The 24,737-nt window shown below is 52.4% G+C and carries 20 protein-coding genes; 10 read left to right on the top strand and 10 right to left on the bottom strand.

The window, feature by feature from the left end:
* Positions 1–204: 204 nt before the first annotated feature.
* The 6 genes from AAY72_RS16410 to AAY72_RS16385 all read left to right on the top strand — a co-directional run bounded on the left by AAY72_RS16410 (position 205) and on the right by AAY72_RS16385 (position 7,026).
* Complete coding sequence (locus AAY72_RS16410) at positions 205–996, top strand: enoyl-CoA hydratase/isomerase family protein (RefSeq protein WP_057789019.1); 792 nt, start codon at positions 205–207, stop codon at positions 994–996.
* Positions 997–1,079: 83 nt separating this feature from the next.
* Positions 1,080–3,062 (top strand): acetyl/propionyl/methylcrotonyl-CoA carboxylase subunit alpha, encoded by a 1,983-nt coding sequence (locus tag AAY72_RS16405; protein WP_057789017.1) that lies wholly within the window; start codon positions 1,080–1,082, stop codon positions 3,060–3,062.
* On the top strand, positions 3,059–3,967 hold the full coding sequence (locus AAY72_RS16400; RefSeq protein ID WP_057789015.1) for a hydroxymethylglutaryl-CoA lyase: 909 nt from the start codon (positions 3,059–3,061) through the stop codon (positions 3,965–3,967). The genes AAY72_RS16405 and AAY72_RS16400 overlap by 4 nt, the downstream gene beginning before the upstream one ends.
* 29 nt (positions 3,968–3,996) lie before the next feature.
* On the top strand, positions 3,997–4,698 hold the full coding sequence (locus AAY72_RS16395) for a CoA transferase subunit A (RefSeq protein WP_008608117.1): 702 nt from the start codon (positions 3,997–3,999) through the stop codon (positions 4,696–4,698).
* Positions 4,699–4,708: 10 nt separating this feature from the next.
* A complete protein-coding gene (locus tag AAY72_RS16390; protein WP_057789013.1) occupies positions 4,709–5,368 on the top strand; it encodes a CoA transferase subunit B in 660 nt (219 codons plus the stop codon).
* Positions 5,369–5,514: 146 nt separating this feature from the next.
* Positions 5,515–7,026, top strand: a complete 1,512-nt coding sequence (locus AAY72_RS16385) for a leucyl aminopeptidase (RefSeq protein ID WP_008983796.1) — start codon at positions 5,515–5,517, stop codon at positions 7,024–7,026.
* A gap of 712 nt (positions 7,027–7,738) precedes the next feature.
* Here AAY72_RS16385 and AAY72_RS16380 read toward each other — a convergent pair.
* Positions 7,739–8,620 carry an NAD(P)-dependent oxidoreductase gene (locus AAY72_RS16380; RefSeq protein ID WP_057789011.1) on the bottom strand — a complete coding sequence of 294 codons (882 nt, stop codon included), beginning with the start codon at positions 8,618–8,620 and terminating at the stop codon, positions 7,739–7,741.
* Positions 8,621–8,700: 80 nt separating this feature from the next.
* On the opposite strand from AAY72_RS16380, the gene AAY72_RS16375 reads away from it, so the two are divergent.
* The gene (locus AAY72_RS16375) at positions 8,701–9,180 is read left to right on the top strand and encodes a glutathione peroxidase (protein WP_008983798.1); all 480 of its coding nucleotides are present in this window, start codon (positions 8,701–8,703) and stop codon (positions 9,178–9,180) included.
* A gap of 70 nt (positions 9,181–9,250) precedes the next feature.
* Entirely contained in the window at positions 9,251–10,231 is a 981-nt protein-coding gene (locus tag AAY72_RS16370) for a 2-hydroxyacid dehydrogenase (RefSeq protein WP_008983799.1), read from the top strand.
* 65 nt (positions 10,232–10,296) lie between these two features.
* Here AAY72_RS16370 and AAY72_RS16365 read toward each other — a convergent pair whose 3' ends face one another.
* Both AAY72_RS16365 and AAY72_RS16360 read right to left on the bottom strand, forming a co-directional pair.
* Complete coding sequence (locus tag AAY72_RS16365) at positions 10,297–10,689, bottom strand: DUF2750 domain-containing protein (RefSeq protein WP_008983800.1); 393 nt, start codon at positions 10,687–10,689, stop codon at positions 10,297–10,299.
* Between the two features lie 111 nt (positions 10,690–10,800).
* Positions 10,801–11,223 (bottom strand): YqaA family protein, encoded by a 423-nt coding sequence (locus AAY72_RS16360; RefSeq protein ID WP_008983801.1) that lies wholly within the window; start codon positions 11,221–11,223, stop codon positions 10,801–10,803.
* A gap of 166 nt (positions 11,224–11,389) precedes the next feature.
* On the opposite strand from AAY72_RS16360, the gene AAY72_RS16355 reads away from it, so the two are divergent.
* Positions 11,390–12,934, top strand: coding sequence for a methyl-accepting chemotaxis protein (locus tag AAY72_RS16355; protein WP_057789009.1), 1,545 nt, complete (start codon positions 11,390–11,392; stop codon positions 12,932–12,934).
* A gap of 29 nt (positions 12,935–12,963) precedes the next feature.
* Here the strand turns inward: AAY72_RS16355 and AAY72_RS16350 are convergent, their stop codons facing one another.
* From AAY72_RS16350 to AAY72_RS16320, 7 genes are all read right to left on the bottom strand, one after another.
* The gene (locus AAY72_RS16350; protein WP_057789007.1) at positions 12,964–16,077 is read right to left on the bottom strand and encodes an error-prone DNA polymerase; all 3,114 of its coding nucleotides are present in this window, start codon (positions 16,075–16,077) and stop codon (positions 12,964–12,966) included.
* A gap of 9 nt (positions 16,078–16,086) precedes the next feature.
* Positions 16,087–17,490: a DNA polymerase Y family protein gene (locus tag AAY72_RS16345; protein WP_057789005.1), complete on the bottom strand. Its 1,404-nt coding sequence runs from the start codon at positions 17,488–17,490 to the stop codon at positions 16,087–16,089.
* A 10-nt stretch (positions 17,491–17,500) separates the two neighbouring features.
* Positions 17,501–18,163, bottom strand: a complete 663-nt coding sequence (gene imuA, locus AAY72_RS16340) for a translesion DNA synthesis-associated protein ImuA (protein WP_057789003.1) — start codon at positions 18,161–18,163, stop codon at positions 17,501–17,503.
* 127 nt (positions 18,164–18,290) lie between these two features.
* The gene (gene rlmC / locus AAY72_RS16335; protein ID WP_057789001.1) at positions 18,291–19,445 is read right to left on the bottom strand and encodes a 23S rRNA (uracil(747)-C(5))-methyltransferase RlmC; all 1,155 of its coding nucleotides are present in this window, start codon (positions 19,443–19,445) and stop codon (positions 18,291–18,293) included.
* 4 nt (positions 19,446–19,449) lie between these two features.
* Positions 19,450–20,703, bottom strand: a complete 1,254-nt coding sequence (locus tag AAY72_RS16330; protein ID WP_057788999.1) for an ectonucleotide pyrophosphatase/phosphodiesterase — start codon at positions 20,701–20,703, stop codon at positions 19,450–19,452.
* A gap of 141 nt (positions 20,704–20,844) precedes the next feature.
* Complete coding sequence (gene thpR, locus AAY72_RS16325) at positions 20,845–21,369, bottom strand: RNA 2',3'-cyclic phosphodiesterase (RefSeq protein ID WP_008983808.1); 525 nt, start codon at positions 21,367–21,369, stop codon at positions 20,845–20,847.
* A gap of 3 nt (positions 21,370–21,372) precedes the next feature.
* Complete coding sequence (locus tag AAY72_RS16320; protein ID WP_082629010.1) at positions 21,373–23,664, bottom strand: YgiQ family radical SAM protein; 2,292 nt, start codon at positions 23,662–23,664, stop codon at positions 21,373–21,375.
* Positions 23,665–23,859: 195 nt separating this feature from the next.
* Between AAY72_RS16320 and AAY72_RS16315 the strand changes: the two genes are divergently transcribed.
* On the top strand, positions 23,860–24,717 hold the full coding sequence (locus AAY72_RS16315) for a cation diffusion facilitator family transporter (RefSeq protein WP_057788995.1): 858 nt from the start codon (positions 23,860–23,862) through the stop codon (positions 24,715–24,717).
* The last annotated feature ends 20 nt before the right edge of the window (positions 24,718–24,737 follow it).

The raw sequence follows: 24,737 nt of genomic DNA, 5'->3' as shown, positions 1-24,737 counted from the left end.
TAGATCGGTGCAACGCCCTTAACTGGGTAGTAATTTTCTTCACCGGCTTCAAGGATCACGTCCCTGTGCCCTTTCAGCCTCCGCAGCATCCATGCTGCTGTTACGAAAATTCTACCGCAGCCAAGGGCTTAAAAACTCTTGTGTGTCATCAAGTTTAATTGAGGCACGAGCGGTATAAAACGATTAGAACGGAGCGACATCATTATGAGCCAACATTATACCGAAATTAGCATTGACTCCCGCGGTGTCGCTAACCTGATCCTAAATCGCCCGGAAGTCCACAACGCCTTCGACGACCAGATGATCGCCGAACTGATCCGGGTACTGGACCAGCTGGCTGCCGACGATAAGGTCAAAGTATTAACGCTAAGCGCCCGCGGTAAAAATTTTTCAGCCGGTGCCGATCTAAACTGGATGCGCTCGATGGCGCAAAAAAACTACCAGCAAAATCTGGACGATGCCAACGAACTGGCTGCACTGATGCATAAGCTGGATAAATTCCCAAAACCGACCATCGCGCTGGTACAGGGCGCCGCCTTTGGTGGCGCTGTGGGTTTAGTCGCCTGTTGTGATATGGCATTGGCCGAACAAGGCGCCAGTTTTTGCCTGAGCGAAGTAAAAATCGGCCTGATCCCGGCGGTAATCAGCCCTTATGTGATGCGGGCGCTGGGTGAACGCCAGTGCCGGCGTTACTTTTTAACTGCCGAGCGCTTTAGTGCAGACAGCGCGTTAACTCTGGGCTTATTGCATCAGGTTGTCGCTGCCGGTGAACTGGCATCTCAAGCTGAAAGCTTGATCGCTAGTCTGCTGCAAAATAGCCCGGCTGCGGTTAGCGCTGCCAAGGCACTGCTGCACAACATTTATAACCGTAAAATCAGTAACAATGTGATTGCGCATACCACCCAGGCGATTGCCGAGATCCGCGTTTCGGCAGAGGGTCAGGAAGGCTTGACAGCCTTTTTAGAGAAACGCAAACCGGCTTGGCTGGCGGATTAAAAATGCGTCAGCTGCAGGTTGCGCAATGCAAAAAATAACAATAACTGGTCAGTAAACCCGTTAATTCAGCAGGATAAGGAAGTATGTTCCGTAAAATACTGATAGCAAACCGCGGCGAAATCGCTTGCCGGGTGATCGACACCGCACACAAGCTGGGTATTCGCTGTGTGGCAGTTTACTCAGAAGCCGATGCCAACGCCCGCCATGTGCGTCTGGCCGACGAAGCCTTTTTACTTGGCCCTGCCGCCAGTAAAGATTCTTACCTGCGGGCGGACAAAATCCTCGCTATTGCCAAACAAAGCGGCGCCGAGGCGATTCACCCGGGCTACGGCTTTTTATCTGAGAACGAAGACTTTGCCCGCGCCTGTGCTGAAGCAGGCGTGGTCTTTATTGGCCCACCGGTACCAGCTATCGAAGCCATGGGTTCAAAAAGCGCGGCCAAGAAAATTATGCAGCACGCCGGTGTGCCGTTAGTACCGGGCTATCATGGCGATGATCAAAGTGATGCCACCCTGGCTGCTGAGTCTGCCAAAATTGGCTATCCGCAACTGTTAAAAGCCGCCTATGGTGGCGGCGGTAAAGGTATGCGCGTGGTCTGGAACGCCGATGAATTTGCACCGGCACTGGCCAGCGCCCGCCGCGAAGCCAAGGCCAGTTTTGGCAACGACAAAATGTTGCTGGAGCGCTACCTGACCAAACCACGCCATGTCGAAATTCAGGTGTTTGCCGACAACCACGGCAATGCGGTCTATCTTGCCGAACGTGACTGCTCGATTCAGCGCCGGCATCAAAAAGTGATTGAAGAAGCACCGGCACCGAATTTTACCCCGGCACAGCGTCAGGCGATGGGTGAAGCGGCGGTAAAAGCAGCTCAGGCGATTGATTATCGTGGTGCCGGTACCGTCGAATTCCTGTTTGACGAAGACGGCTCCTTCTATTTTATGGAAATGAATACCCGTTTGCAGGTTGAGCACCCGGTCACCGAGATGATTACCGGTCAGGATTTAGTGCAATGGCAATTACTGGTCGCTGCCGGGGAAAAACTGCCGCTATCGCAACAGCAAATTCAGCTGGATGGCCATGCTATTGAAGTGCGGGTCTATGCCGAAGATCCGGATAACGACTTCCTGCCTGCTACCGGTAAGCTGACCTATCTGCGCCAGCCAGAGCACAGCAGGCATGTACGGGTGGACACCGGTGTGGTCGAACACGACGAAGTCACGCCCTACTACGATCCGATGATCGCCAAGCTAATTGTTTGGGATGAAAGCCGCGACCGCGCCATCAGCCGTATGCTGCGGGCACTGGATGATTACCGCATTGCCGGTGTTACTACTAACCTCGGTTTTTTAACCAGTTTGGTAGAACATCCGGCCTTTAAAGCGGCGGAGCTGGATACCAACTTTATCAATAAGCATCAGGCCAGTCTGTTTGCGCCGGCGCATAACCAGCAAAGCCAGGCATTATTGCTGGCCGCACTTTATATTGTCAGTAAGCAGCAGGCACCCAGCTGTCAAACGGCCAGTAGCCCGTGGCAGTTCAGCCATGGCTGGCGGCTAAACGAAACCCCAAGCTTAAACCTGGAGTTAAAACTGGGTGATGACAAGCAGCTGATTAACGTAGCGGCGCAGCAACAACACTATAGCCTGACGTTAAACGGTCAGACGCTGGATTGTCAGGCCAGTTTAAATGGCGATGAGCTCAGCGCTATCCTCGCCGGGCACCGGATGAAAATGCGGGTTAGCCAGTATCAGGACACCATCAGTGTCTTTATCAAACATCAGCGCTATGACATTGTCTATCAGACCGAAGTCGCTACGGTTACCGATGCCGCCGATAACGCCGGCAGCTTAACCGCGCCGATGAACGGCACCATCGTTGCCGTGCTGTGTCAGCCAGAACAACAGGTGCAAGCCGGTGAAACACTGGTGATTATGGAAGCGATGAAGATGGAATATGCGATTAAGGCCCCTAAAGCCGGTACCGTCAATGCCGTATTCTATGCTGCCGGCGATCTGGTAAAAGATGGCGCCCAACTGGTGGACTTTAGCCCGGAGGAAGCATGAGTTTTCCCAAACAGGTCCGGCTGGTCGAAGTCGGGCCGCGCGACGGCCTGCAAAACGAAAGCAGCGTTAATAGCGGTGCAAAAATTCAGCTGATTGATCTGCTCAGTGCAGCCGGCCATCAGTATATCGAAGCCGGCGCCTTTGTCTCACCCAAGTGGGTGCCGCAAATGGCCGATTCAGCGCAAGTTTTTGCCGGGATAAAGCGCCATCACGGTGTGACTTACGCCGCGCTCACGCCAAATCTGCAAGGCTATGCAGCGGCCAAAGCCGCCGGCGCCACAGAGGTGGCGATCTTTGGTGCGGCTTCGGAAGCCTTTAGTCAGAAAAATATCAACTGCTCGGTGGCTGAAAGCCTGCAGCGCTTTGCACCGGTACTCGAAGCGGCTAAAGCTGACGGCATCAAAGTGCGCGGGTATGTCTCTTGTGTGGTCGGCTGCCCTTATCAGGGTGAGGTTACACCATCTGACGTGGCTTTCGTCGCCAAAGCCCTGCTGGACATGGGCTGCTACGAAATTTCACTGGGTGATACCATAGGTGTCGGCACCCCGGCTAAAGTCAATGCTATGCTGGACGCGGTGCTGGCAGTAGTACCGAAGGAACAACTGGCGGTGCATTTTCACGATACCTATGGCCAGGCACTGACTAATATTTATGTGGCGCTCAGTCGCGGTATAGCCGTGATTGACAGCGCAGTCGCCGGTTTAGGCGGCTGCCCTTATGCTGCCGGCGCTTCGGGGAATGTCGCTACCGAAGATGTGGTGTATTTACTAAATGGTCTTGGCATTGCACATGGCGTAGATTTAACCCTGCTGGCGCAGGCCGGCTGGTTTATCACCCGCGAGTTGGGGAAGCAGCCTAGTTCTAAAGTAGGATTGGCGTTACAGGCCAAGTGCAGCCAAACTTGAGCAATTGCGATAAAAACAGAGGACAACAAATGGCAGGGTTTAATAAAGTCGTACATAGCTACGAAGACGCCATGGCCGGCCTGACAGACGGCATGACCGTTATTGCCGGTGGCTTTGGTTTATGTGGTATTCCGGAAGGCCTGATTGCCCAGATTAAAAAAATGGGCACCAAAGATCTGACAGTGGTTTCAAACAACTGCGGCGTCGACGGCTTTGGCTTAGGCATTCTGCTGGAAGATCGGCAAATTAAGAAAATGATTGCCTCCTACGTTGGCGAAAACGCCCTGTTTGAAAAACAACTGCTTAGCGGCGAGCTGGAAGTGGAATTAACCCCACAAGGCACGCTGGCAGAAAAGATGCGCGCCGGCGGCGCCGGAATACCGGCATTCTTTACTGCCACCGGCTACGGTACGCCAGTGGCTGAAGGCAAAGAAACCCGCGAAATCAATGGCCGCCACTATGTTCTGGAAGAATCCATTACCGGTGATTTTGCCATAGTACGCGCCTGGAAAGCCGACCGTTACGGCAACCTGGTATTCCGTCATACCTCGATGAACTTTAACCCGATGGCGGCGACTGCCGGTAAAATTACCGTGGCCGAAGTCGAAGAAATTGTTGAGCCGGGTGAATTAGAACCCTCACAAATTCATACGCCGGGTATCTATGTGCAGCGCGTGATCAAAGGCAACTTTGAAAAACGCATCGAACGCCGTATGGTTCGTCAGGGTTAAGGAGACAACAATGGCTTTATCACGTGAACAAGTCGCCATGCGGGTGGCGCAGGAATTAAAAGACGGTTACTACGTTAACCTCGGCATTGGCATCCCGACCCTGGTCGCAAACTATGTACCAGCCGGTATTGAAGTAATGCTGCAATCGGAAAACGGTTTACTCGGTATGGGCCCCTACCCAACCGAAGCCGAAATTGATGCCGATATGATTAACGCCGGTAAAGAAACCGTCACCGCGATTAAAGGCGCGGCGATTTTCAGCTCAGCCGAAAGCTTTGCCATGATCCGCGGCGGTCATGTTGATCTGACGGTACTGGGGGCTTTTGAAGTCGACCAGAACGGCAATATCGCCAGCTGGATGATCCCCGGTAAACTGGTTAAGGGCATGGGCGGCGCCATGGACTTAGTGGCCGGCGCCCAGAATATTATCGTCACTATGACCCACGCCGACAAATACGGCAGCAGCAAACTGCTGGAAAACTGCAGCTTGCCACTGACCGGCGTTGGCTGTGTTAAGAAGATCGTGACCGATCTGGCCGTACTGGAAGTCAAAGACGGCGCCTTCCACCTGCTGGAACGCGCACCGGGTATTTCGGTTGAGGAAATTCAGCAGAAAACTGCCGGTAAGCTGGTGATTAACGGCGATATTCCGGAAATGCAGTTTAACTAAGCCGTAATGCCTATCAGACAAGGCGCCGCTATGGCGCCTTTTTGTTGTATCCGCAGAAATTCACGACAGATTACCCGCCGTTTTATTGTATAAATGCAGCCTTTTCGTCACTATAGCGACAAACTGAATTAACAGGAGTCTTGTCTATGTTTCGTTTAAGCGCTATCGCCGCCATCCTTGCCGCCAGCTGCAGTTTTACTGCCGTGGCAGACCAATTTAATATCAAAGCCAGTAACACCATTGCTACCGCCGCTGATACGCTGGTATTGCTGGTGAGCCCAGACCAGTTAACAGCCAATCCACAGCTTGAAGCCATCAGCAAACAAGAAAATTTTACCGCTGCGCATGGCAAAACTCTGAGCTGGCTGGCTCCGTCAGCACCTTACTCCCAATACCAGCGCGTATTGCTGTTGGGTACTGGCGATACCGCGAAATTAACCTCATATCAGGCCAGCTTATTGGGCGCAACCGCAGCGCGCACCTTAAAAGGCAGCAGTGCCAGCTCCATTCAACTTGACGCCTCCCTTATTCAGGCTCCGATTGGTCAGGCTGAATTACTGGCACAAATCAGCCACGGCGTCGATTTAGCCAGCTATACCTTTAGCCGCTATCACAGCGATAAAAAGCCGCAAAAAGTACTTAATCTGCATTTATTGACCGCCGAGCAACAAGCAACAGAGCAGCGTCTGGCTCAAATTAGCGCGCTAAGCGAGGGTGTTGCTCTGGCCCGGGACCTGACGAATGAACCCGGTAATGGTATTTATCCGGAGACCTTTGCCAAACAGGCACTGGAGCTGCGTAAACTTGGTGCCAAAGTCACAGTACTGGATGAAAAAGCACTGGAAAAAGCCGGTCTTGGCGCCATCCTCGCCGTAGGCCGCGGTAGCGCCCGTCCGCCGCGTCTGGTGATTGTGCAATGGGAAGGCAGCAAAGAAGCGCCGGTTGCACTGGTTGGTAAGGGCATTACCTTTGATACCGGTGGTTATAACCTGAAAACTCAGGGTGACTCTATTCTAAGAATGACCAGTGATATGGCGGGCGCGGCGGCAGTACTCGGTACCATGCACACCCTGGCGAAACAAAAAGCCCCGGTCAATGTTGTTGGCTTAATGGCAATGGCTGAAAATATGATTTCTGACCGCGCTTACCTGCCCGGTGATGTGATCACCGCAGGTAATGGTAAAACCATTGAGATTATCAATACCGATGCCGAGGGCCGTTTGGTGCTGGCCGATGCCTTGTTCTATGCTGAGACAAACTTTAAACCGCGCGCTATCGTTGATATCGCTACCTTAACCGGTTCCAAAGTGGGCGCTGTCGGCAGTTACTACGCCGGGTTATTCAGTACTGATGACAAGCTAGTTACGCAACTAACACAAGCGGGTGATAAGGTGCAGGAAAAAGTCTGGCGCTTACCGCTTAGCGACGAAATGCTGCCAGAGCTAAAGAGCCGCATCGCCGATTTACGTAACACCGGCAGCAGCACCGGCGCATCAACTGCCGCCTTATTCCTGCAGCAGTTTGTTAAAGACACGCCTTTTGCGCACCTAGACATCGCGGGTAACGCTCTAAGCAGTGGCAACCGTGGCTTACAAACTGAGGGTGCAACCGGCTATGGTGTGCGCTTGTTAACCGAGTGGGTTTTAACCGCTGAGTAATCTGTAAATTAAACCGGGTAGTCACTTTGCTGGCTATCCGGATTTATCACTGTTGTCACTAAAATCTGAGTTCGATACCTGACATGCAGATTTTAGACCTGCTCAACGCCCTTAGCTGGATAGTAATTTTCTCCACCGGATGCTTCACCCTCGACTCTGCAGCGTCTAGACCTGCTCAACGCCCTCAGCTGGGTAGTAATTTTCTCCACCGGCTTCAAGGATCACATCCCTGTGCCCTTTCAGCCTCCGCAGCATCCATGCTGCTGTTACGAAAATTCTACCGCAGCCAAGGGCTTAAATAGCATCGGTCAGACGTCATGAAAAACATCTTAGAACACAGCAGATATAAAACGAGGTGGTAAGCATTCCGTACACTTTGTAAGGGAATGTATTTTTCAGGGATGAAAAATGCACAAATTTGTCAGGAACAAATTTGAACAGCGGCACGCTGGCCCGAAGGGCAAACTTCAGGATGAAGTTTGTAACCGTAAGGGATGTATTCACAGCGTGTCCCGTCAAAGTTGTACGGTGTGCTTGCCACCGGATGCTTATATCACGATTCTGAAGCGTCGAGCCCATTGCTGCGACCTTAGCTGGGTAAACTTCAGGATGAAGTTTATAACCCCCAGTGAGGTATTCGCGGCGTGCCCCAGGAAAGTTGTACGGCGTGTTTAGCCGCCGGATGCACGAATCTTAGATAGTAAATGATCTTTTACCGGCTCAACCGCTTAATTAAACTCGACGTATCCCAGCGCCCGCCGCCCATTTGCTGCACCTCAGCATAAAACTGATCCACCAGCGCCGTCAGCGGTAAAGCACTGCCATTTTTGCGGGCTTCATTTAACGCAATCGCCAGATCTTTCCGCATCCAATCGACCGCAAAACCGAAATCAAACTTATCATCCAGCATCGTCAGTGAGCGGTTCTGCATCTGCCACGAGGATGCGGCACCTTGCGAGATCACCTCGACCACAGCGGCACCGTCTAAACCGGCATTTTTAGCAAAGTTTAGGGCCTCAGCCAGCCCCTGCACCACACCAGCAATACAGATTTGATTAACCATCTTCGCCAACTGGCCAGAGCCGGCCGGCCCGAGCAACTTAACGCAACGGGCATAGCTCTGCATCGCCGCCTCAGCCAGACTGTAGTCGGCTGCACTGCCACCAACCATTACCGTCAAAATACCCTTCTCAGCACCTGCTTGGCCACCAGATACCGGTGCATCCAGAAAGCTCAACTGCTGTTTAGCACAAGCTGCAGCTAATTCACGCGCCAGTTCTGCTGACGCCGTCGTATGATCGACCAGCACTGTGCCTACTGCCATGGTAGCCAGTACTCCGTGCTCTCCATAAACCACAGAGCGCACATCATCATCATTACCCACACACATAAACACCAGGCTAGCGTCTTGTGCTGCTAAAGCTGGAGTGGCAGCATAATTGCCGCCATATTGGCTGACCCAAGCCTCTGCTTTGGCCGTCGTACGGTTATATACACAAACTTCATAGCCTTTTTGTTGCAGGTAACCGGCCATTGGATACCCCATAACTCCCAAGCCAATAAAGGCGACTTTTTTATTACTGGTATTTGACATAAAAATGACTTATAGCTGTGACATAGTGGACGTCGAGCTTACAAAGTTATCAGCAGAATTGAAAGTCTTAAGGAATACCCATGACCACACTTTATGATTTTACCGTACAGGACAACGCCGGTAAGTCGGTTGAGCTGAGCCAGTTTCGCGGTAAGGTTGTATTAATTGTTAATACTGCCAGCAAATGTGGCTTTACCCCACAATATAAAGAGCTGGAAGCATTGCATAAGCAATATCAGCAACGTGGCCTGGTGATTCTGGCCTTTCCTTGTAATCAATTCGGTGGCCAGGAACCGGGTTCGAATGCCGACATTATGCAGTTTTGCGAAGTAAACTATGGCGTGACCTTTCCGCTGATGGGTAAAGTTAACGTAAATGGTCCTGAAGCCGCGCCGGTATTTGAATACCTGAAAGATCATGCCCGTGGTTTGTTAAAAAGCCGGGCAATTAAGTGGAATTTTACCAAGTTTCTGGTAAACAAAGAGGGAGTGGTGGTAAAACGCTATGCCCCGCGCACTAAACCTGCCAGCATAGCGCAAGCCATCGAAGAATTACTGTAACTTTGATCTGGCGCTAAATATGCAAAATCAGGATCCGGTATCCTCGCATCATCACGATGGGAGAGATGCCATGAAAATCGCGGTATTCAGTGCGAAAAAATATGATCAGGACGGCTTTAACCAATGGGCTGATGCCAGCCTGCAGTTTCGCTACTTTGACAGTCGTCTGAATGTTGAGACGGTAAAGATGGCCGCAGGCTGTCATGCTGTTTGTGTTTTTGTTAATGACGATTTATCAGCAGCGGTGTTGCAGCAGCTATCGGAAATGGGCATCGAAATGGTCGCTCTGCGCTGTGCCGGCTTTAATAATGTCGATCTGGATACCGCCAAGGCGTTAGGGATCAGAGTAGCCCGGGTGCCGGCCTATTCACCAGAAGCGGTCGCCGAACACACTATCGCCATGATGCTGACCTTAAATCGCAAACTACATAAAGCCTATAACAGAGTACGGGATGATAACTTTGCCCTGGATGGTTTGCTCGGCTTTAATATGCATGGCAAAACCGTTGGCCTGATCGGCACCGGCCGTATCGGCCTTGCAACGGCCCGTATTCTGAAAGGCTTTGGTTGTAAGTTGCTCTGTTACGATATTCAGCCAGACGCTGAACTGACAGCGCACTACACCTCGCTGGAAAATCTGTATCAGCAAAGCGATATTATCAGCTTACATTGCCCGCTTACCCCGCAAACTAAGCATTTGATTAATCAATATAGTCTGGCACAGATGAAAGACGGTGTAATGCTGATTAATACCAGTCGCGGCGGCCTGATTGACACCAAAGCCGTGATCCACAGCCTGAAGAACCGGAAAATCGGCTATCTGGGTTTAGATGTCTATGAACAGGAAGCGGATATCTTTTTTGAGAATCTGTCTGAGCAGATGATTGATGATGAAGTCTTTAAACGCTTACTTACCTTCCCCAATGTACTGATTACCGGCCATCAGGCGTTTTTTACCCGGGAAGCACTGCAGCAAATCAGCCAAATTACCAGTGACAATCTATTGGCTTATGCCTCGGGCTTAAGTAATGGTAACGAGCTGGTCAATTGACTACCTGATAGCTAAATAAAAACGGCAGGGAGAAACCCTGCCGTTTTTATTTATGGGCTTGAAGCTTAGGCTTCGTCGCTTAACTCATTCACCAGCGTTTCAGCCAATTCATCCGGTGTTACCACTACGCCAGGACCTTCGGCATCCGGCAGTACAGCAACACTTAATTCATCACCATTTAAGCCTTCTGTCCACTTTTCCAGCCAGGTATCAAGGTCAACCGCCTGGGCGGAACAATTTGACCATTCACCTTCAATCCACTGCTCGGCAAGCTCAGCATGTGGCCATACCGGAATACAACGCTCATCTTCGGCGCTAACCAGTACAAAGCCTTCGTCGTCAGTCAGAATCCAGACTTGCTCCAAATCCGCAACGGCTTTAATAAAATATTCATAACGCTGCTCGGCATCCAGCGCGGTGATCCGTGCTAATTCTGCAGCAGTAAGTTGGTATTCCATGGTGAGATCTCTTTGCTTGTTAATGCTGCTAATGATGACGGATCCGGCGCTTAAAAGCTATCAGAAAGTAGGGCTTGTTGACGTTTGCTGGTTTGATTTTGTTCGTCATGCTTACCAGAACTGTCCGCCCAGCCAGAGCAAAATTGCATAGCGTAGCCCTTTGCCCAAAGCTACCAGTATGATAAACAGCCGAAACGGCACCCGTAACACCCCAGCCACCATCGTCAGTGGATCACCAACTACCGGTAACCAGGCCAACAATAAGCTCCAGCGGCCATAACGCTGAAACTGTGTTGTAGCCCGTTGCAGCGCGGCGGCAGAAATTGGGAACCAAGCTTTATGCTGAAAACGCAGCAATTCGCGCCCCAGATACCAGTTCACACAGGAGCCCAGAGTATTACCCAAGGTCGCAGCAGTCCACAGCCACAGTGGCGTTAAACCTTGAGCTAATAGCGCCAGCAGCAACACTTCGGAGGAGGCGGGAAACAGCGTTGCCGCGATAAATCCGGTTACAAAAAGTGAAAAATACGCCACAAAATTACTCAAGCCGCTAACAGGTCGCAGAGCATAGCATCTCTCGTAGGTGACTGGAAAAATTTAGGTTTTCCGATAGACTTTAGTCTAAAAGCGGCCGCTGGCTATTTACAATATTCGCGGCTTTCTCCACCCTGCCAAAAGTATTAGTATAATCGGAGTCTTTATGCCTGCCCTGCTGATCCGTCATGCCGTGTTTTTGCTGTTACTGGTGTTGCTGCAAAGCCTCTTGTTTTGGCTGGTTAATCCTTTAATTGCCGCTGTGCTTACGCTGCTGCTAACTGCAGGTTATTTATTCTTTATTCCAGCCCCCAGCTCAGAAACAGCCAAACCTCCTCTGGCTCCGCCATCACAAGAAACAATGTACCGTAATATTACTGCAGCCACCTCCAAAATGGCGATTGGGGCAGCAGAAGTGTCTTTTTATATTGATGCCTTGATTAAAGATATTAAACATAGCAGCGATGATAGCCAGCAACTGGCCAATGCCAGCCAGAGTGTGGCAGCCGGCAGCAGTGATTTAAATCATAACCTGCAAACCATTAATCAAACGATAAATCAAACCGCCAGCGCTTCAGAGCAGGCAGATAAAAACCTGCAAAATGGTGTGGTGCGGATTGAAGCATTGGCGCAAGCGGTCGCCAATGCGGCAGCCGAATTACAAAGCCTGCGCAGCAGCGCTGATAAAATTCAGCATATCACCGAAGTAATTAATAACGTCGCAGCGCAAACTAATCTATTGGCGCTGAATGCCGCCATTGAAGCAGCTCGCGCCGGTGAACAAGGGCGCGGCTTTGCGGTGGTGGCCGACGAGGTACGGGCACTGGCAGGTAAAACAGCCGGCGCAACCAAAGATATTGCGAATATGTTGCAGGAGATCCGCAACCAAAGTAGCCATACTGCCGAGTTAATGCAGCAATTAGAACATTCCAGCCATCAAGCACAAGACGAGTTACAGCAGGTGGCAATAGGCGTCAATCATATTAGCCAGGAAGTCAAACAAGCATCAGGTGCTCTGCGGGAAATTGAACAATTAAGTGATACGCTACAAAGTAATAGCAGCCAAATCAGTGGTGCTATCGACAATATCAGTAGTGCGCTGGTACAAATTGAGCAAAAAGGCACCCGAATTGCCGGTCAGGCAGTAGAGGTATCGATTGAAACTGAAACCATCTACCGGGAACTCAGTACTCAGGCCAGTAACAGTTTTTACCAACCGATCTTTGAAGAAGCCAAACAAGCGGCTTCGGCTATCGCAACGACGCTAAGCCAGCTGATTAAAGAAGGTAAGGTCTCAGAAGCAGAGTTATTTGCCGAAAAATATCAACCTATCGCCAATACTAACCCACAAAAATTCAGTACCGCCTATGACAAGCTGACTGATCAATTATTCCCCGCTATTCAGGAGCCGATTTTAAGCCGGCATCAGAATGTACTCTATGCCGGCGCAGTCGATCGCAAGGGTTACTTCCCAACCCATAATAAAAAATTCAGTCAGCCGCTGACCGGTAATTACGATAAAGATTTGCTGCAAAATCGCACCAAACGGATATTTAGTGACCGTACCGGTAGCCGCTGTGGCAGCAACACTGAGCCGATGCTACTGCAAACCTATAAAAGAGATACCGGCGAAATTGTGCATGACTTATCGGTACCTATCTATGTTAATGGCAAGCACTGGGGCGGCTTTCGGATTGGCTTTAAACGCTAACCTCAGTTTGTAGCCGCCAGCCTTTTGGGCTAGTGAAAATCCCGCGACCCGGCCGGTAACCCGGCCAGTAAGGGTGTAAGATCCGTTAAGCGTCCGGCAATCACATGAATAACCTCGCCTTCGCGCTCTAAAATGCCGTTTACCTGCAGGATCTTCGCTGTCAGATAGGGCTGTTGCTGTGCCAATGCCGTGCCCTGCCATACCACCACATTGATATTACCGCTTTCATCCTCCAGCGTTAAAAAAGTAACGCCGGCGGCAGTACCCGGGCACTGCCGGCAAGTCACTAAGCCGGCGACCTTAACCACCGCCTGTTGCCGCACTGTCGCCAAGTCGCTAGCCAAAGTACAACCAGCCAACTTCCCACGCTGGCGTAAATAGTGCAGAGGATGATAATCAAGACTAAACCCCAGCGCCTGATAATCTTCCAGCATCGCTTCGCGCTCGCCAGGTGGCTGCAGCAGCGGTGCCGCCGGTTCAGCTACAGCGGCAAATAACGGTAGCTGCGTTTGCTGATCCAGCAAATGCCAGCGACTGTTATAGCGATCGCCAGTTAAGCTCTGCAAGGCATTGCTACTGGCCAGCGCCGCCAGTTCGCGGGCATTTAATCCCAGTTGCTTTAACTGCACCGGATGACAAAAGCCCGCCGCTGGCCGCTGCTGTAATAGCTGTTGCAGCGTCTGAGGGCTTAAGCCCTTAACCTGTTGTAAACCAAGCCGGATAGCCCAATCGCCCTGATGCAGGACCAATTGGTGAGCAGCAGCGGAGGCATTAATACAGACCGGCAGCACCCTAAGCTGATGACGTCTGGCATCCTGAATAAGCTGCGACGGGCTATAAAACCCCATGGGATAGCTGTTTAACAGGGCGGTATAAAATGCCGCCGGAAAGTAATGTTTTAACCAGGCAGAAACATAGGCCAGTACTGCAAAGCTGGCGGAATGCGACTCCGGAAAACCGTACTCGCCAAAGCCACAAATTTGCTGATAGATCCGCTCGGCAAAGTCTTGCTGATAGCCGCGGCTTAGCATGCCATTGATCAGCTTTTCTTTAAACTGCAACAGCTCACCGGTTTTCTGCCAACTGGCCATGGCGCGTCTGAGTTGATCCGCTTCGCCACCGCTAAAACCAGCGGCCACCATTGCCAGCTGAATCACCTGCTCCTGAAAAATCGGTACGCCCAGGGTACGGGATAACACGCCGGCGACTGCCTCGGAAGGATAGGTTACCGCCTCCTTGCCATGCCGGCGCAGCAAATATGGGTGCACCATATCCCCCTGAATTGGTCCTGGCCGCACTATCGCTATCTGAATCACCAAGTCGTAATAGCAGGATGGCCTGAGTCTTGGCAGCATGCTCATCTGTGCCCGGGATTCAATCTGAAACACCCCTACTGTATCCGCCTGTTGAATTTGCCGGTACACCTGAGGGTCATCACCATAGCCATTAATTGCCGCAATACTAAGCGTCAAGCCATAGTGTTGCTGCACCAACTGAAAACAGCGGCGGATTGCCGTTAACATGCCCAAAGCCAACACATCGACCTTTAACAGCCCCAAGGTTTCCAGATCATCCTTATCCCATTGGATCACAGTGCGCTCAGCCATGGCCGCATTTTCTACCGGTACCAACTCATACAAAGGGCCGGCCGAGATCACAAAGCCCCCGACATGCTGTGATAAATGCCGCGGAAAACCGCGGATTTGCTCCACCAGCTGCACCAGCTGCTGTCCCAGACCTTGTTCGGTATTCAGTCCAAGCTGGCTAAGCTGTTGTTGCCAGCTGACCACACCATGGCGGCGGTTCAGGTTTTTAATAAAATGCTCCAGTTGCATTTCATTAATCCCCAGCGCCTTCCCAACATCACGGATCGCGCTTTTCAAGCGGTAGCTGATCACCGTTGCCGCCAGCGCTGCCCGCTCGCGGCCATATTTCTGATACAGATACTGCATCACTTCTTCGCGCCTTTCGTGCTCAAAATCTACGTCTATATCCGGCGGCTCCTGCCGCTCGCGGGATAAAAAGCGTTCAAACAGCACATTAATCTGCCGCGGATCGACAGCGGTAATTTCCAGGCAATAACAGACCACCGAATTAGCGGCAGAGCCGCGGCCCTGATATAAAATGCCGCGCGCTTTTGCAAACTGCACCAAATCATAGATGGTCAGAAAAAAGTACTCATAACGCAGCTCAGCAATCAGCGCCAATTCCTTATCGATCAGCGCCTGGATCGACGCTGCCGGCCCTGCTATACCAAAACGCTGCCGGGCTCCGGCTTGCACCAGTTGCTGCAAATACTGACTGGCACTAAGATCAGACGGCACCAGCTCAGATGGATATTCATAACGCAGCTCATCCAGCGAGAACTGGCACGCAGCCGCCAGCGTCACGCTCTGCGCCAGTGCAGCAGCGGGATAGAGCTTTGCCAGTTTGCTCAGGGGTCTTAAACAGGCCTCAGCATTACTCAGCAACTGACGGCCTAACTGCTGGACCGGTGTTTTCAGGCGAATAGCAGTCAAGGTTTGCTGTAATGCCAGTCGCTCACGTTGATGCATTAATACCGCACCAACCGCCAGCTGTGGCAGTGCAAAATCGTGGGCCAGCGTCTGGCAATAAGCCAGGTAGCGCGCTTCGCGATAACGTAGTTGCCGCACTAGCGCCAGGTGCAGGCGACCACTAAAGTGCCGGCTTAATAATTGCCCCCAGTACTGGTCCACTTCCGCCTCCCCCTGCGGCAACCAGAGTGCCAGGCAATGCTTGCTGCTGCGTAAATCCCATTCTTCCAACTGGTAGTGGCCTTTTTCAGCGCGTCGCCGGGCATTGGTGATAATGCGGCACAACTCAGCATAGGCTTGCCGATCCGGACACAGCAGCACTAAGGACAGGCCAGGCAGCTGAAAATAACTGCCAATGATCAGTTTTAACGGTAATTGCTGCTGTTTGATTTGCCGGTGTGCCCGCACTACCCCGGCGACCGAACATTCATCGGTCAGTGCCAGCGCCTGATAACCCAAAGCTGCCGCCGTGCTAACTAACTCCTCCGGCGAGGAAGCGCCTTGTAAAAAACTAAAGTTCGAACGGCAAAATAACTCGGCGTAGGCTACGGCCCCGGATGGCGGCGCTGCCGCTGACGTTTCGCTCATCGGCCCCCCTTAGCTAAACCAACCCTGCAGATACCATTGCTGCTGTGGTGTGCGGTATACCCACCACAGTTGCCCCTGCTCAGTGCGGGCCAGATAATAATCCCGCTGCAATAAGGTGCCACTTTGCCAGCACAGTTGCTCCAAACGCTCGGCACCACTTAACAGCGTCACCGCCTCGGTTAAAGGCAGGGCTTTGGGCAGTTGTAAAATAGGCCTGAGCTGATAACAAAGCGCCGCATTCAGTGCCGGCAGCGCCGCTACAGCTGATGCCGATGACTCTACCTCCGGCCAGTGACTCAGGCTTAGCAGCGGTGTCACCACCGCCTGCTCCCCCAGGCGGGCCACCAGCACACTGAGCAGTTGTGCTTTGCTCAGCGGCTGTGAGCGCTGTGCCAGTAAATTACAACTTGCGCGCTGATCGGGTACATAGTCTGTTGCCGCCAATTGCAGCGCATACACCGGCTCTGGCAGCTGCAGCTGCGCCAGGTGCAGGGACAGTAATTGCTGCCAGTTTGCGGCGCAGGCTTCACCGGCCCGGGCGCGGATCTGCAGAGGTAAGGGGCTGTGCTGGCGAAACTGTAGAGTAAGCTGCAAACGCTGACACAATAAGTTGGCCCGGCGTAAAAACTGCTGCAGTTGCTGTAACAATGGCTGTAACGGCTTTAATAACTGTGGACTTTCAGTAATTTCATAATGCAGCTGTAATTCACGGTTAAATTGCAGCCGGGGTCGGTAAAATTGTGGTAATTGCAGTACTCTGCCCGTTAATGCCGCCAGATATTGCAGCACGTCCTGAGAAAAACGTCGCGCCAGCTCTGCTGCCGGCAATGCCAGTAAGGGACCTAACTGCCGGATCCCCAACCGGGCTAACTGCTCAATACTAGCCGCCGGCAGATCGCTGGCAGTTAACGGACAAAGTGCCAGCTTGGCCTGCTCTGCCGCTGGCGTTAAGTACAGCTCGGTCTGCCCGGAGCGGGCCAGTAATTTTGCAGCCAGCGGAGTTTGCCCCGCTGCGGCCAGATACTGATAGGGGCAGTCTGCCAGTTGCAGTTGAAGTTGCTGCCAGTAACGGGCAGGATCCGGGTAGAGTTTAAGCATGCTACTCACCCGGATCAGCAAGGCATCCGGCGGCTGCAGCGCCAGATCGGCTGTCACCTGATATAACCGCTCCGCCAGCTGCTGCAGCAGCTGCTTTACCCGTGCCGGCTCAGGACTAAACAGCTGTAACTCACGACACAGTAACACGGCCGTTGCCACACTTTGCCCGACCTTAACCCCGGCTGCCGCTGCAAGTGAATTAACCCCCAGTAATTGATGTCGTTTCGGACATGCCAGCGCCATCGGCTGTGCCGGATATTGCACTGCCAGTTGATCAAGTTGCAGGTTGGGGAAATACAGATAAAGCCAGCGCATGACAAAGCCCTCAGGCGGTCTCAGCCAAAGCCGCTTGGGTGCGGGTCAGTACCGGATAAAGCTCAGGCCATTCATCTTGCCAGTTAAGATAAAATTGTTGCCCGGCCCAGCCGGCACGGCGCTTTAACACTTTAAGCTGCAAACCTTGAGGCTGTGGCAGTAGCTGTAGCGCCAGTGCTAAAGGCAGTGTTAATTCCGGCTGTTGCGTGGTCAGTTGCAGCACTAACGCCTGCTGCGCCTGAGCTGCCAGCTGTAAACGACGTGCCGCCTTGCGCGCCAGCGTCCCCTGCCAGAGCAGGACCAGGCTACATAAACCACTTTGTAATAACTGCTCTGCAGCCCAGAGTGCATCTGTTTCACTGAGGCCGGAAAGCAACAGCAACTGTGACGGGTTAACCCCCTCTGCCGCCAACGGCTCAGCCTGGAGTAACTGCGGCGGATTAATCAGCCCCAGCAGGCCTTGCTGCTGCAGTTGTTTGAATAAGGGTAACAGTAAACGCAACTCGCCAATTGCCGGCTGACTTTGCAATACCAGCAAACCGGACGCCGGCCAGCCACCCAGTTGCCGGTCAAATTCGGCATAACCGGAACTTAGCTGCTGACCGGCAGCGGGTAAGGCTGAGCCTTGCCAGAGCCATTGCCGCTGCGTCAGTTGTTCAAGTAAGGAGTGCATAGACCACCAAAATACTGTTCATATATACAGTATATTTGCTGGTGTTAAAAATGCAAGCACCCATAGAGTGCTCACAGGCTGCCGGCTGCGGGTAAAGGTGTGTGATTAGTGGGTTTACAAAACCGGATCAGGCGGTTTTAGCCCGCTGCTGTAACAGGGTCAGCACTTCGTAATGACTACTATGGGCAAATAAATCAAAAAGTTGCACCCGCAGTAACTGATAGTTATCCAACAGGGTCAAGTCAGCTGCCAGACTATTGGCATTGCAGCTGGAATAAATAATATAAGCGGGGGCCAGCTGTTTAATCGCCGTCACCAGCTCGACGCCTAAGCCGCGGCGGGGTGGATTCACGACCAGGAGATCCGGTGGGCTAACCGCCGCAGTGGCAAAAGCAGCGGAGTCCAGCGCCCTAAAATCGACCTGGGTTAACCCCAGCTCAGCCGCGGCCTGCTTAGCACTGGCAATGGCGGACGGTGCAATTTCAATCCCGGTCAGCGCCACTTCATTGCTGGCCAAATGTAAACCAAAACCGCCCACGCCACAGAACAGATCCCAGAGGTGCCGGATCGGCACGCCTTGTTGCGTAAGTTCCGCCGTCCAGGTTGCAGCAGTGGCATAGAGCCGGGCCGCCAATTCAGGATTGATCTGAAAAAAACTCTGTGGGCTTAAATACAGCGGTACCTGATTAAGTTGCTCGCGCAGCAAAGCCTGCTCTGTTAACAGGATTTCTTCCGGCCCTTCCAGCAGTGCTGCCGGCTTGGGCTGTAAATTAACACTGACCACCGACAACGCCGGTAAGCTCGCCAATAACCAGGGTAAATGCTTTTGCAACGCCGCCAGACAGTTCTTTGAACGCAGTACCAGACGCAGCATAAAGTGACCACTGTGGTAACTTTGCTGCAGCAGCACATACTTGAGCTCACCACGGCGGGCGGCAATATCGTACGGGGTAAGCTGAGCGCGGCTAATCAATTGCTTAATCACCGCAAAAACGGCCGCAAAGGCTGGCGGATATAAGGGGCAATCGGCGAGATCAACTGCCTGCCCCTGTTGATTTATGATCCCCAGTAGCGGCGCCTCACAGCTACCCTGCACCACCATCTTGGCTTTATAACGACAGGCCTGTTGCTGACTTGCCACCGGCGCCAGGATCTCCAGCGGCGCCAAAGGAGAGACTAACTGCAACAGTTGTTGCTGCTTTAATGCCAACTGCTCGGCATAGGGCATCGCCAGCCATTGGCAGGACTGACAACGGCCTGCAACAAAATGCGCGCAATGCATCCGCTTAGTCCCGCAATAACAGCGATAACGCGCGCGGATCACCCTGATTGGGCGCCGGTGTCAGGCCCACTACCCTGGCCATCACATTGTAAAAATCGACCATGCTTAATTGCGCTACCGTCGCCTGTTGTTTAAAGGCCGGTCCATAGGCAATCAGCATTCCCTGCATATCCGGCTCGGTATTGTCATAACCATGGCTGCCACGTGCTCTGAAGAAAGACGGGTCAGCCTTTAAACCGGGTAATAAGCTGCGCCGGACAAAGATCCAGGGCTGCTCCGCCAGCAAAATAATCGGCGCGATGCGGGCATGTTGTTGATGCTGAAACCGCTCTGGCAACTCATGCTTGCGGTACAGGCGCATCTGCTCTGGGTTATAACGCCCGGCAATTTGCTGATACAGTAGCTCTTCCTGGCCACTTTTTGGGAAAATGCTGACAATTTCACGTGAAAAGCGAACATTCTGCGTTAAACTGCCATCAAACAACTCATCAGCAATAATATATTTGCGCTGATCGACCTCTGCCATACCATGGTCGGAGCTGATGATCAGGTTGACCTGCTCCGCCTGACCACGCTCACGTAAGGTTTGCACCAGATAGGTAAGCTCAGCATCTACCTCGGCCAGAGCCTGAGCTACCTGCTCTGAGCGCGGGCCATAGTTATGACCTGCACTATCCACATCACTAAAATACAAGGTGATCACTCTTGGCCGCTCGGCTTCAGGCAGCGCCAACCAGGCCAGTACCTGCTCAGTACGTTCGCGGTTTGGCGTATTATGCTGATAGGGGAACCAGTAACTGGGCCGCTTACCTTTAATTTCGGCTTCCGAGCCCGGGAAAAAATAAGTGGCCGCCTTCACGCCCTGCAATTCAGCCGTGATCCAAATCGGCTCGCCCTGCCACCAGAAGCCATCTGCCACCTGATCCGCCATACTCATCGCAAACTGCCGTTGATGCTCAGGATCATACATCGAGTTATCAACAATACCGTGCCGCTCCGGGTGTAAACCGGTGACCAGTGAATAATGATTGGGGAAGGTTTTACTTGGAAAGACCGGCTGTAATTGTTTGACATGCACACCGCCCGCCGCCAGTTCGGCTAACATCGGTGCCTGATGCAAACTCAGGTAGTCATGACGCAGACCGTCAATTGAGATAATCAGCAGACTACCTGGACTGGCAGCAGCCGTACTTTGTGTCACTGGGGTCTGACTACAGCTAAGTAGTAACAGACTGATAAAAAACACAAAAAATTTCATAAGTATCAGATCCGGATCGAAATTAGCCTGATCTTAGCAACTCAGGCAGAAAACCGTTAAGTGTACTGATTTTTGTTGACCGCTTCATGACATTTTGCCGGTTATTGCCGGCACTTTACCGAAAGCGGCCTCAGGCTTTGCTTAACTGATTAATTTAAAGCGCTGCAATGGCAGGTACTCTAAGGCTTCGCCTTCACGCCGCGAATGATAGAGCGCAAACTCCCGAACCTTAAGTCTGAGCGGCGTGACGCGCTGTTGCCCCTCAAACAGCGCCTGGCGCGCCAGCGTGATATGCGGCCGATACTCAGCATGTGGCTCGGTAAAGCCCTGTACCTGACAAAACTGCGCCAGCTGTTGCTGCAGCAATAGCAAGGCTGGAGGTATCGATGAGGGCGCCAGATACAGAATTTTCGGCTGCCTAAAGCCCGCCAGATAATCAAGCTCTAGCTCGAATGCAGCAGAACGAAGCTTAGCTGCTGACTGCAATAACAGCTGCTGTTGCTCAGCCGTCACCTGCCCCAGAAAAAATAACGTCAGGTGCAAGTTCGCCACCGCTACCGCTTTGGCGCCGGGACAAGCTTGCAGCGCCTGCTGCTGATAAGGCGCTAATAGCTGTTGCTGCTGCGCCGAAAAACACAAACTAAAGAACAGCCGCCGGCTTTCCACTGCTCAGCTGCCGGCGCGGCCGCTTTTTGCTGCCGGTTTACCTCTGGCTGCCGGCTTACCTTTTGCCGGTGTCTGGCTGGCCGGCTTAGATGCCACCTGCCCGGCTTTGGCTTTACCCTTTGCTTTGCCGTTCGCGGTGCTGTGCTTTGACCTTGCCGTGGCCTGTGCAGCCGGATTTAAGCCAGTGTGTCGCGTTAATGCCGGCTTACCACCGCGCTGTGGTCTTTGCTGCTGCTCGTCTTTCGTCTCTGGCGGCACCAGACAGTCTTTACCCCGGCCAATCAGGTGCTGCATTTTCAAGCGGATCAGCGCTTCGCGAATGATCGGCCAACCTTTGGGATCATGATAACGCAGGATCGCTTTATGCAGCCGGCGCTGCCGCTCGCCCTTGGGCACCGGCACCACTTCGGTATTCGCTTTATTGATATTTTTCAGCGAATTCATTTCGGTATGATAAATGGTGGTGGCATTGGCCATTGGGCTGGGGTAGAAATTCTGCACCTGATCCAACCTAAAATCGCGCGCCTTTAACCACAGCGCCAGATTAATCATATCCAGATCGGTCGTTCCAGGGTGCGAGGCAATAAAATACGGGATCAGATACTGCTCTTTACCGGCTTCTTTACTAAAGCGGTCGAACATTTCTTTAAATTTGTCGTAGGCGCCCATGCCCGGCTTCATCATTTTCGACAAAGGCCCATCTTCAGTATGCTCAGGGGCAATTTTTAAATAGCCCCCGACATGGTGCTGCACTAACTCTTTGACATAATTCGGATCTTCTACCGCCAAATCGTAACGCACCCCCGAGGCGACCAGTACCTTTTTAATGCCCGGTAAATTCCGGGCTTCACGGTACAGTTCAACCGTTGGGCTCTGATCGGTATCCATATGCTCGCAAATCGTCGGATAGACGCAGCTGGGGCGACGACAGGTTTGTTCGGCTTTCGGGTTTTTACAGTTTAACCGATACATATTGGCGGTCGGGCCACCCAGATCGGAGATCACCCCGCTAAAACCAGGGACTTTGTCGCGAATGTCTTTGATCTCCTGCATAATCGACTCTTTCGAGCGACTTTGGATAATCCGTCCCTCATGCTCAGTAATCGAACAGAATGAGCAGCCACCAAAGCAGCCGCGCATAATATTGACCGAGGTTTTAATCATCTCATAGGCCGGAATTTTCGCCTTGCCATACACCGGATGCGGCACCCGCTGATACGGCAAACCAAACACCAGATCCATTTCCGCAGTACTGAGCGGAAAGGCCGGCGGATTAACCCAGATATGCCGATCGCCGTGGCGCTGCATAATGGCACGGGCACAGCCGGGGTTGGTTTCCTGATGTAAAATCCGTGACGCATGCGCATACAGCGGTTTATTCACACTGACCTGCTCAAAGGCGGGTAACTTAACGTACGTTTGCTCCCACGGCTTTTGCCGCGGCGCCTGCACCATAATTGGCTTAGCTTCAACCTCAGCGGGCTTGGTTAAATCAATACCGGCTTTAGCAAATTCGGAATAGCTGCTACAGCCAACATCATCGGCGCCATAAGGATTCGGGATAGGGTCAATTTTACCGACTTTATCAATAGCGGTGGAATCGACGCCGCGCCAGCCCGGTAACGGCTCTTTGCGAATAACTGCTGTGCCACGTACATCCTGAATTTCGCTAACCGGTATGCCCGACGCAATACGATGTGCTACTTCTACCAGCGGTCGCTCGGCGTTGCCGTAGATTAAAATATCGGCCTTGGCATCAAAAATCACTGAACGGCGTACTTTTTCTGACCAGTAATCATAGTGCGCAATGCGGCGTAAACTGGCCTCAATACCGCCGATAATCACCGGCACCTCTTTGTAGGCTTCTTTACAACGCTGGGTATAAACCGTCACCGCCCGATCCGGCCGCTTGCCGCCAATATCACCCGGTGTGTAAGCATCGTCATGCCGCAGTTTTTTATCAGCGGTATAACGGTTAATCATCGAGTCCATATTCCCGGCAGAAACGCCAAAAAACAGGTTCGGCTTCCCCAGGCGCATAAAGTCGTCTTTACTGTGCCAATCAGGCTGGCAAATCAGGCCGACGCGGTAGCCCTGGGCTTCCAGCATGCGGCCGACCACCGCCATACCAAAGCTCGGGTGATCGACATAGGCATCGCCCACCACTAGGATCACATCACAGCTGTCCCAGCCAAGCTTATCCATCTCGGCGCGTGACATCGGTAAAAAAGGTGCCGGACCAAAGCATTCAGCCCAGTATTTGGGATAGGAAAACAGGTCGCGTTCAGGCGCCATCCGCGCTACCGGAGCAGATTTACGGGATAAGGGAGCAGTAGCAGTGGACATAAAACAAGCACCTGAAGATCGCAAGGGCGCATATTATACAAGTTAAGCTATAGAAAGGCGAATACGCGGATTTCTTCACGCTGCCAGCTGACAATAATTACCGCGCACCGTACACTGAACTTAACGCACCCAGTGGAGCCTTTGATGCCACGTCTTCGCCCCCGCCAATTACTGGCGCTGTCATTGTTAGCCGGCTTTTTAACCATGGCGCTGAAAACCCTGGCCTGGTATCTGACCGACTCTGTTGGCTTTTTATCCGACGCGCTGGAATCACTGGTTAATGTTACCGGTGCCGGCTTCGCCTTATGGATGGTGACCATCGCCCGACGGCCAGCAGATGATGGCCACCCCTTTGGGCATAGTAAAGCCGAGTATTTTTCAGCCGCCTTTGAAGGTGGCATGATATTTCTGGCGGCACTAGCGATTTTGTTTACCGCCGGTGAGCGGCTTCTTAATCCTCAGCCTATCAACGCCCTTGGTCTCGGTACCATTTTAACGGTCTTGGCCAGTTTACTGAACCTCGCCGTTGGTTTATTGCTGATCCGTGGCGGTAAAGACTGGCACTCACCCGCGCTGGAAGGCGATGGCAAACATTTGCTTACTGATGTCTGGACCACCGCAGGTGTGGTGCTCGGTGTTGCACTGGCAGTGATATTTGAAAAAAACTGGCTCGACCCTTTGGTTGCCATTCTGGTTGCCCTGCACATTCTGTGTGAAGGCGGCCGCATTTTACATAAAGCCATTAACGGTCTGATGGATAACGCCCTACCGGCGGAGCGGATCGCGCAAATCAACCTCAGTTTGGCAGACATTGGCGGGCCTGAGGTGCAGTTTACTAATCTGCGTACCCGTACTGCAGCAACCCAGGCCTTCGCCCAAGCCGATTTGTTGGTACCAGGCCACTGGAGCGTCGAACGCGCGCATCAACTGGCCGATCAAGCCGAACAACAACTCGCCAGCCAAAACGTGCAGCTTATCGTCCACATCGAACCCCACCCCTGACTTATCCACAGCACTCCGGT

It is taken from the genome of Alishewanella sp. WH16-1 (assembly GCF_001441695.1).
In the GTDB taxonomy this organism is placed as follows: Bacteria; Pseudomonadota; Gammaproteobacteria; order Enterobacterales; family Alteromonadaceae; genus Alishewanella; species Alishewanella agri.
Note: the sequence above shows the minus strand (reverse complement) of the source record. Positions and strands in the feature narration are given on the sequence as shown.

What these genes read in the sequence shown, in the direction of transcription:
- AAY72_RS16330 (WP_057788999.1), bottom strand. Translation starts at nt 20,703, where the DNA reads ATGAAATTTTTTGTGTTTTTTATCAGTCTGTTACTACTTAGCTGTAGT.
- AAY72_RS16355 (WP_057789009.1), top strand. Translation starts at nt 11,390, where the DNA reads ATGCCTGCCCTGCTGATCCGTCATGCCGTGTTTTTGCTGTTACTGGTG.
- AAY72_RS16320 (WP_082629010.1), bottom strand. Translation starts at nt 23,664, where the DNA reads ATGGCGCCTGAACGCGACCTGTTTTCCTATCCCAAATACTGGGCTGAA.
- AAY72_RS16385 (WP_008983796.1), top strand. Translation starts at nt 5,515, where the DNA reads ATGTTTCGTTTAAGCGCTATCGCCGCCATCCTTGCCGCCAGCTGCAGT.
- AAY72_RS16395 (WP_008608117.1), top strand. Translation starts at nt 3,997, where the DNA reads ATGGCAGGGTTTAATAAAGTCGTACATAGCTACGAAGACGCCATGGCC.
- imuA (WP_057789003.1), bottom strand. Translation starts at nt 18,163, where the DNA reads ATGCACTCCTTACTTGAACAACTGACGCAGCGGCAATGGCTCTGGCAA.
- AAY72_RS16370 (WP_008983799.1), top strand. Translation starts at nt 9,251, where the DNA reads ATGAAAATCGCGGTATTCAGTGCGAAAAAATATGATCAGGACGGCTTT.
- AAY72_RS16345 (WP_057789005.1), bottom strand. Translation starts at nt 17,490, where the DNA reads ATGCGCTGGCTTTATCTGTATTTCCCCAACCTGCAACTTGATCAACTG.
- AAY72_RS16410 (WP_057789019.1), top strand. Translation starts at nt 205, where the DNA reads ATGAGCCAACATTATACCGAAATTAGCATTGACTCCCGCGGTGTCGCT.
- AAY72_RS16390 (WP_057789013.1), top strand. Translation starts at nt 4,709, where the DNA reads ATGGCTTTATCACGTGAACAAGTCGCCATGCGGGTGGCGCAGGAATTA.
- AAY72_RS16350 (WP_057789007.1), bottom strand. Translation starts at nt 16,077, where the DNA reads ATGAGCGAAACGTCAGCGGCAGCGCCGCCATCCGGGGCCGTAGCCTAC.
- rlmC (WP_057789001.1), bottom strand. Translation starts at nt 19,445, where the DNA reads ATGCATTGCGCGCATTTTGTTGCAGGCCGTTGTCAGTCCTGCCAATGG.
- AAY72_RS16375 (WP_008983798.1), top strand. Translation starts at nt 8,701, where the DNA reads ATGACCACACTTTATGATTTTACCGTACAGGACAACGCCGGTAAGTCG.
- AAY72_RS16315 (WP_057788995.1), top strand. Translation starts at nt 23,860, where the DNA reads ATGCCACGTCTTCGCCCCCGCCAATTACTGGCGCTGTCATTGTTAGCC.
- AAY72_RS16380 (WP_057789011.1), bottom strand. Translation starts at nt 8,620, where the DNA reads ATGTCAAATACCAGTAATAAAAAAGTCGCCTTTATTGGCTTGGGAGTT.
- AAY72_RS16365 (WP_008983800.1), bottom strand. Translation starts at nt 10,689, where the DNA reads ATGGAATACCAACTTACTGCTGCAGAATTAGCACGGATCACCGCGCTG.
- AAY72_RS16400 (WP_057789015.1), top strand. Translation starts at nt 3,059, where the DNA reads ATGAGTTTTCCCAAACAGGTCCGGCTGGTCGAAGTCGGGCCGCGCGAC.
- AAY72_RS16405 (WP_057789017.1), top strand. Translation starts at nt 1,080, where the DNA reads ATGTTCCGTAAAATACTGATAGCAAACCGCGGCGAAATCGCTTGCCGG.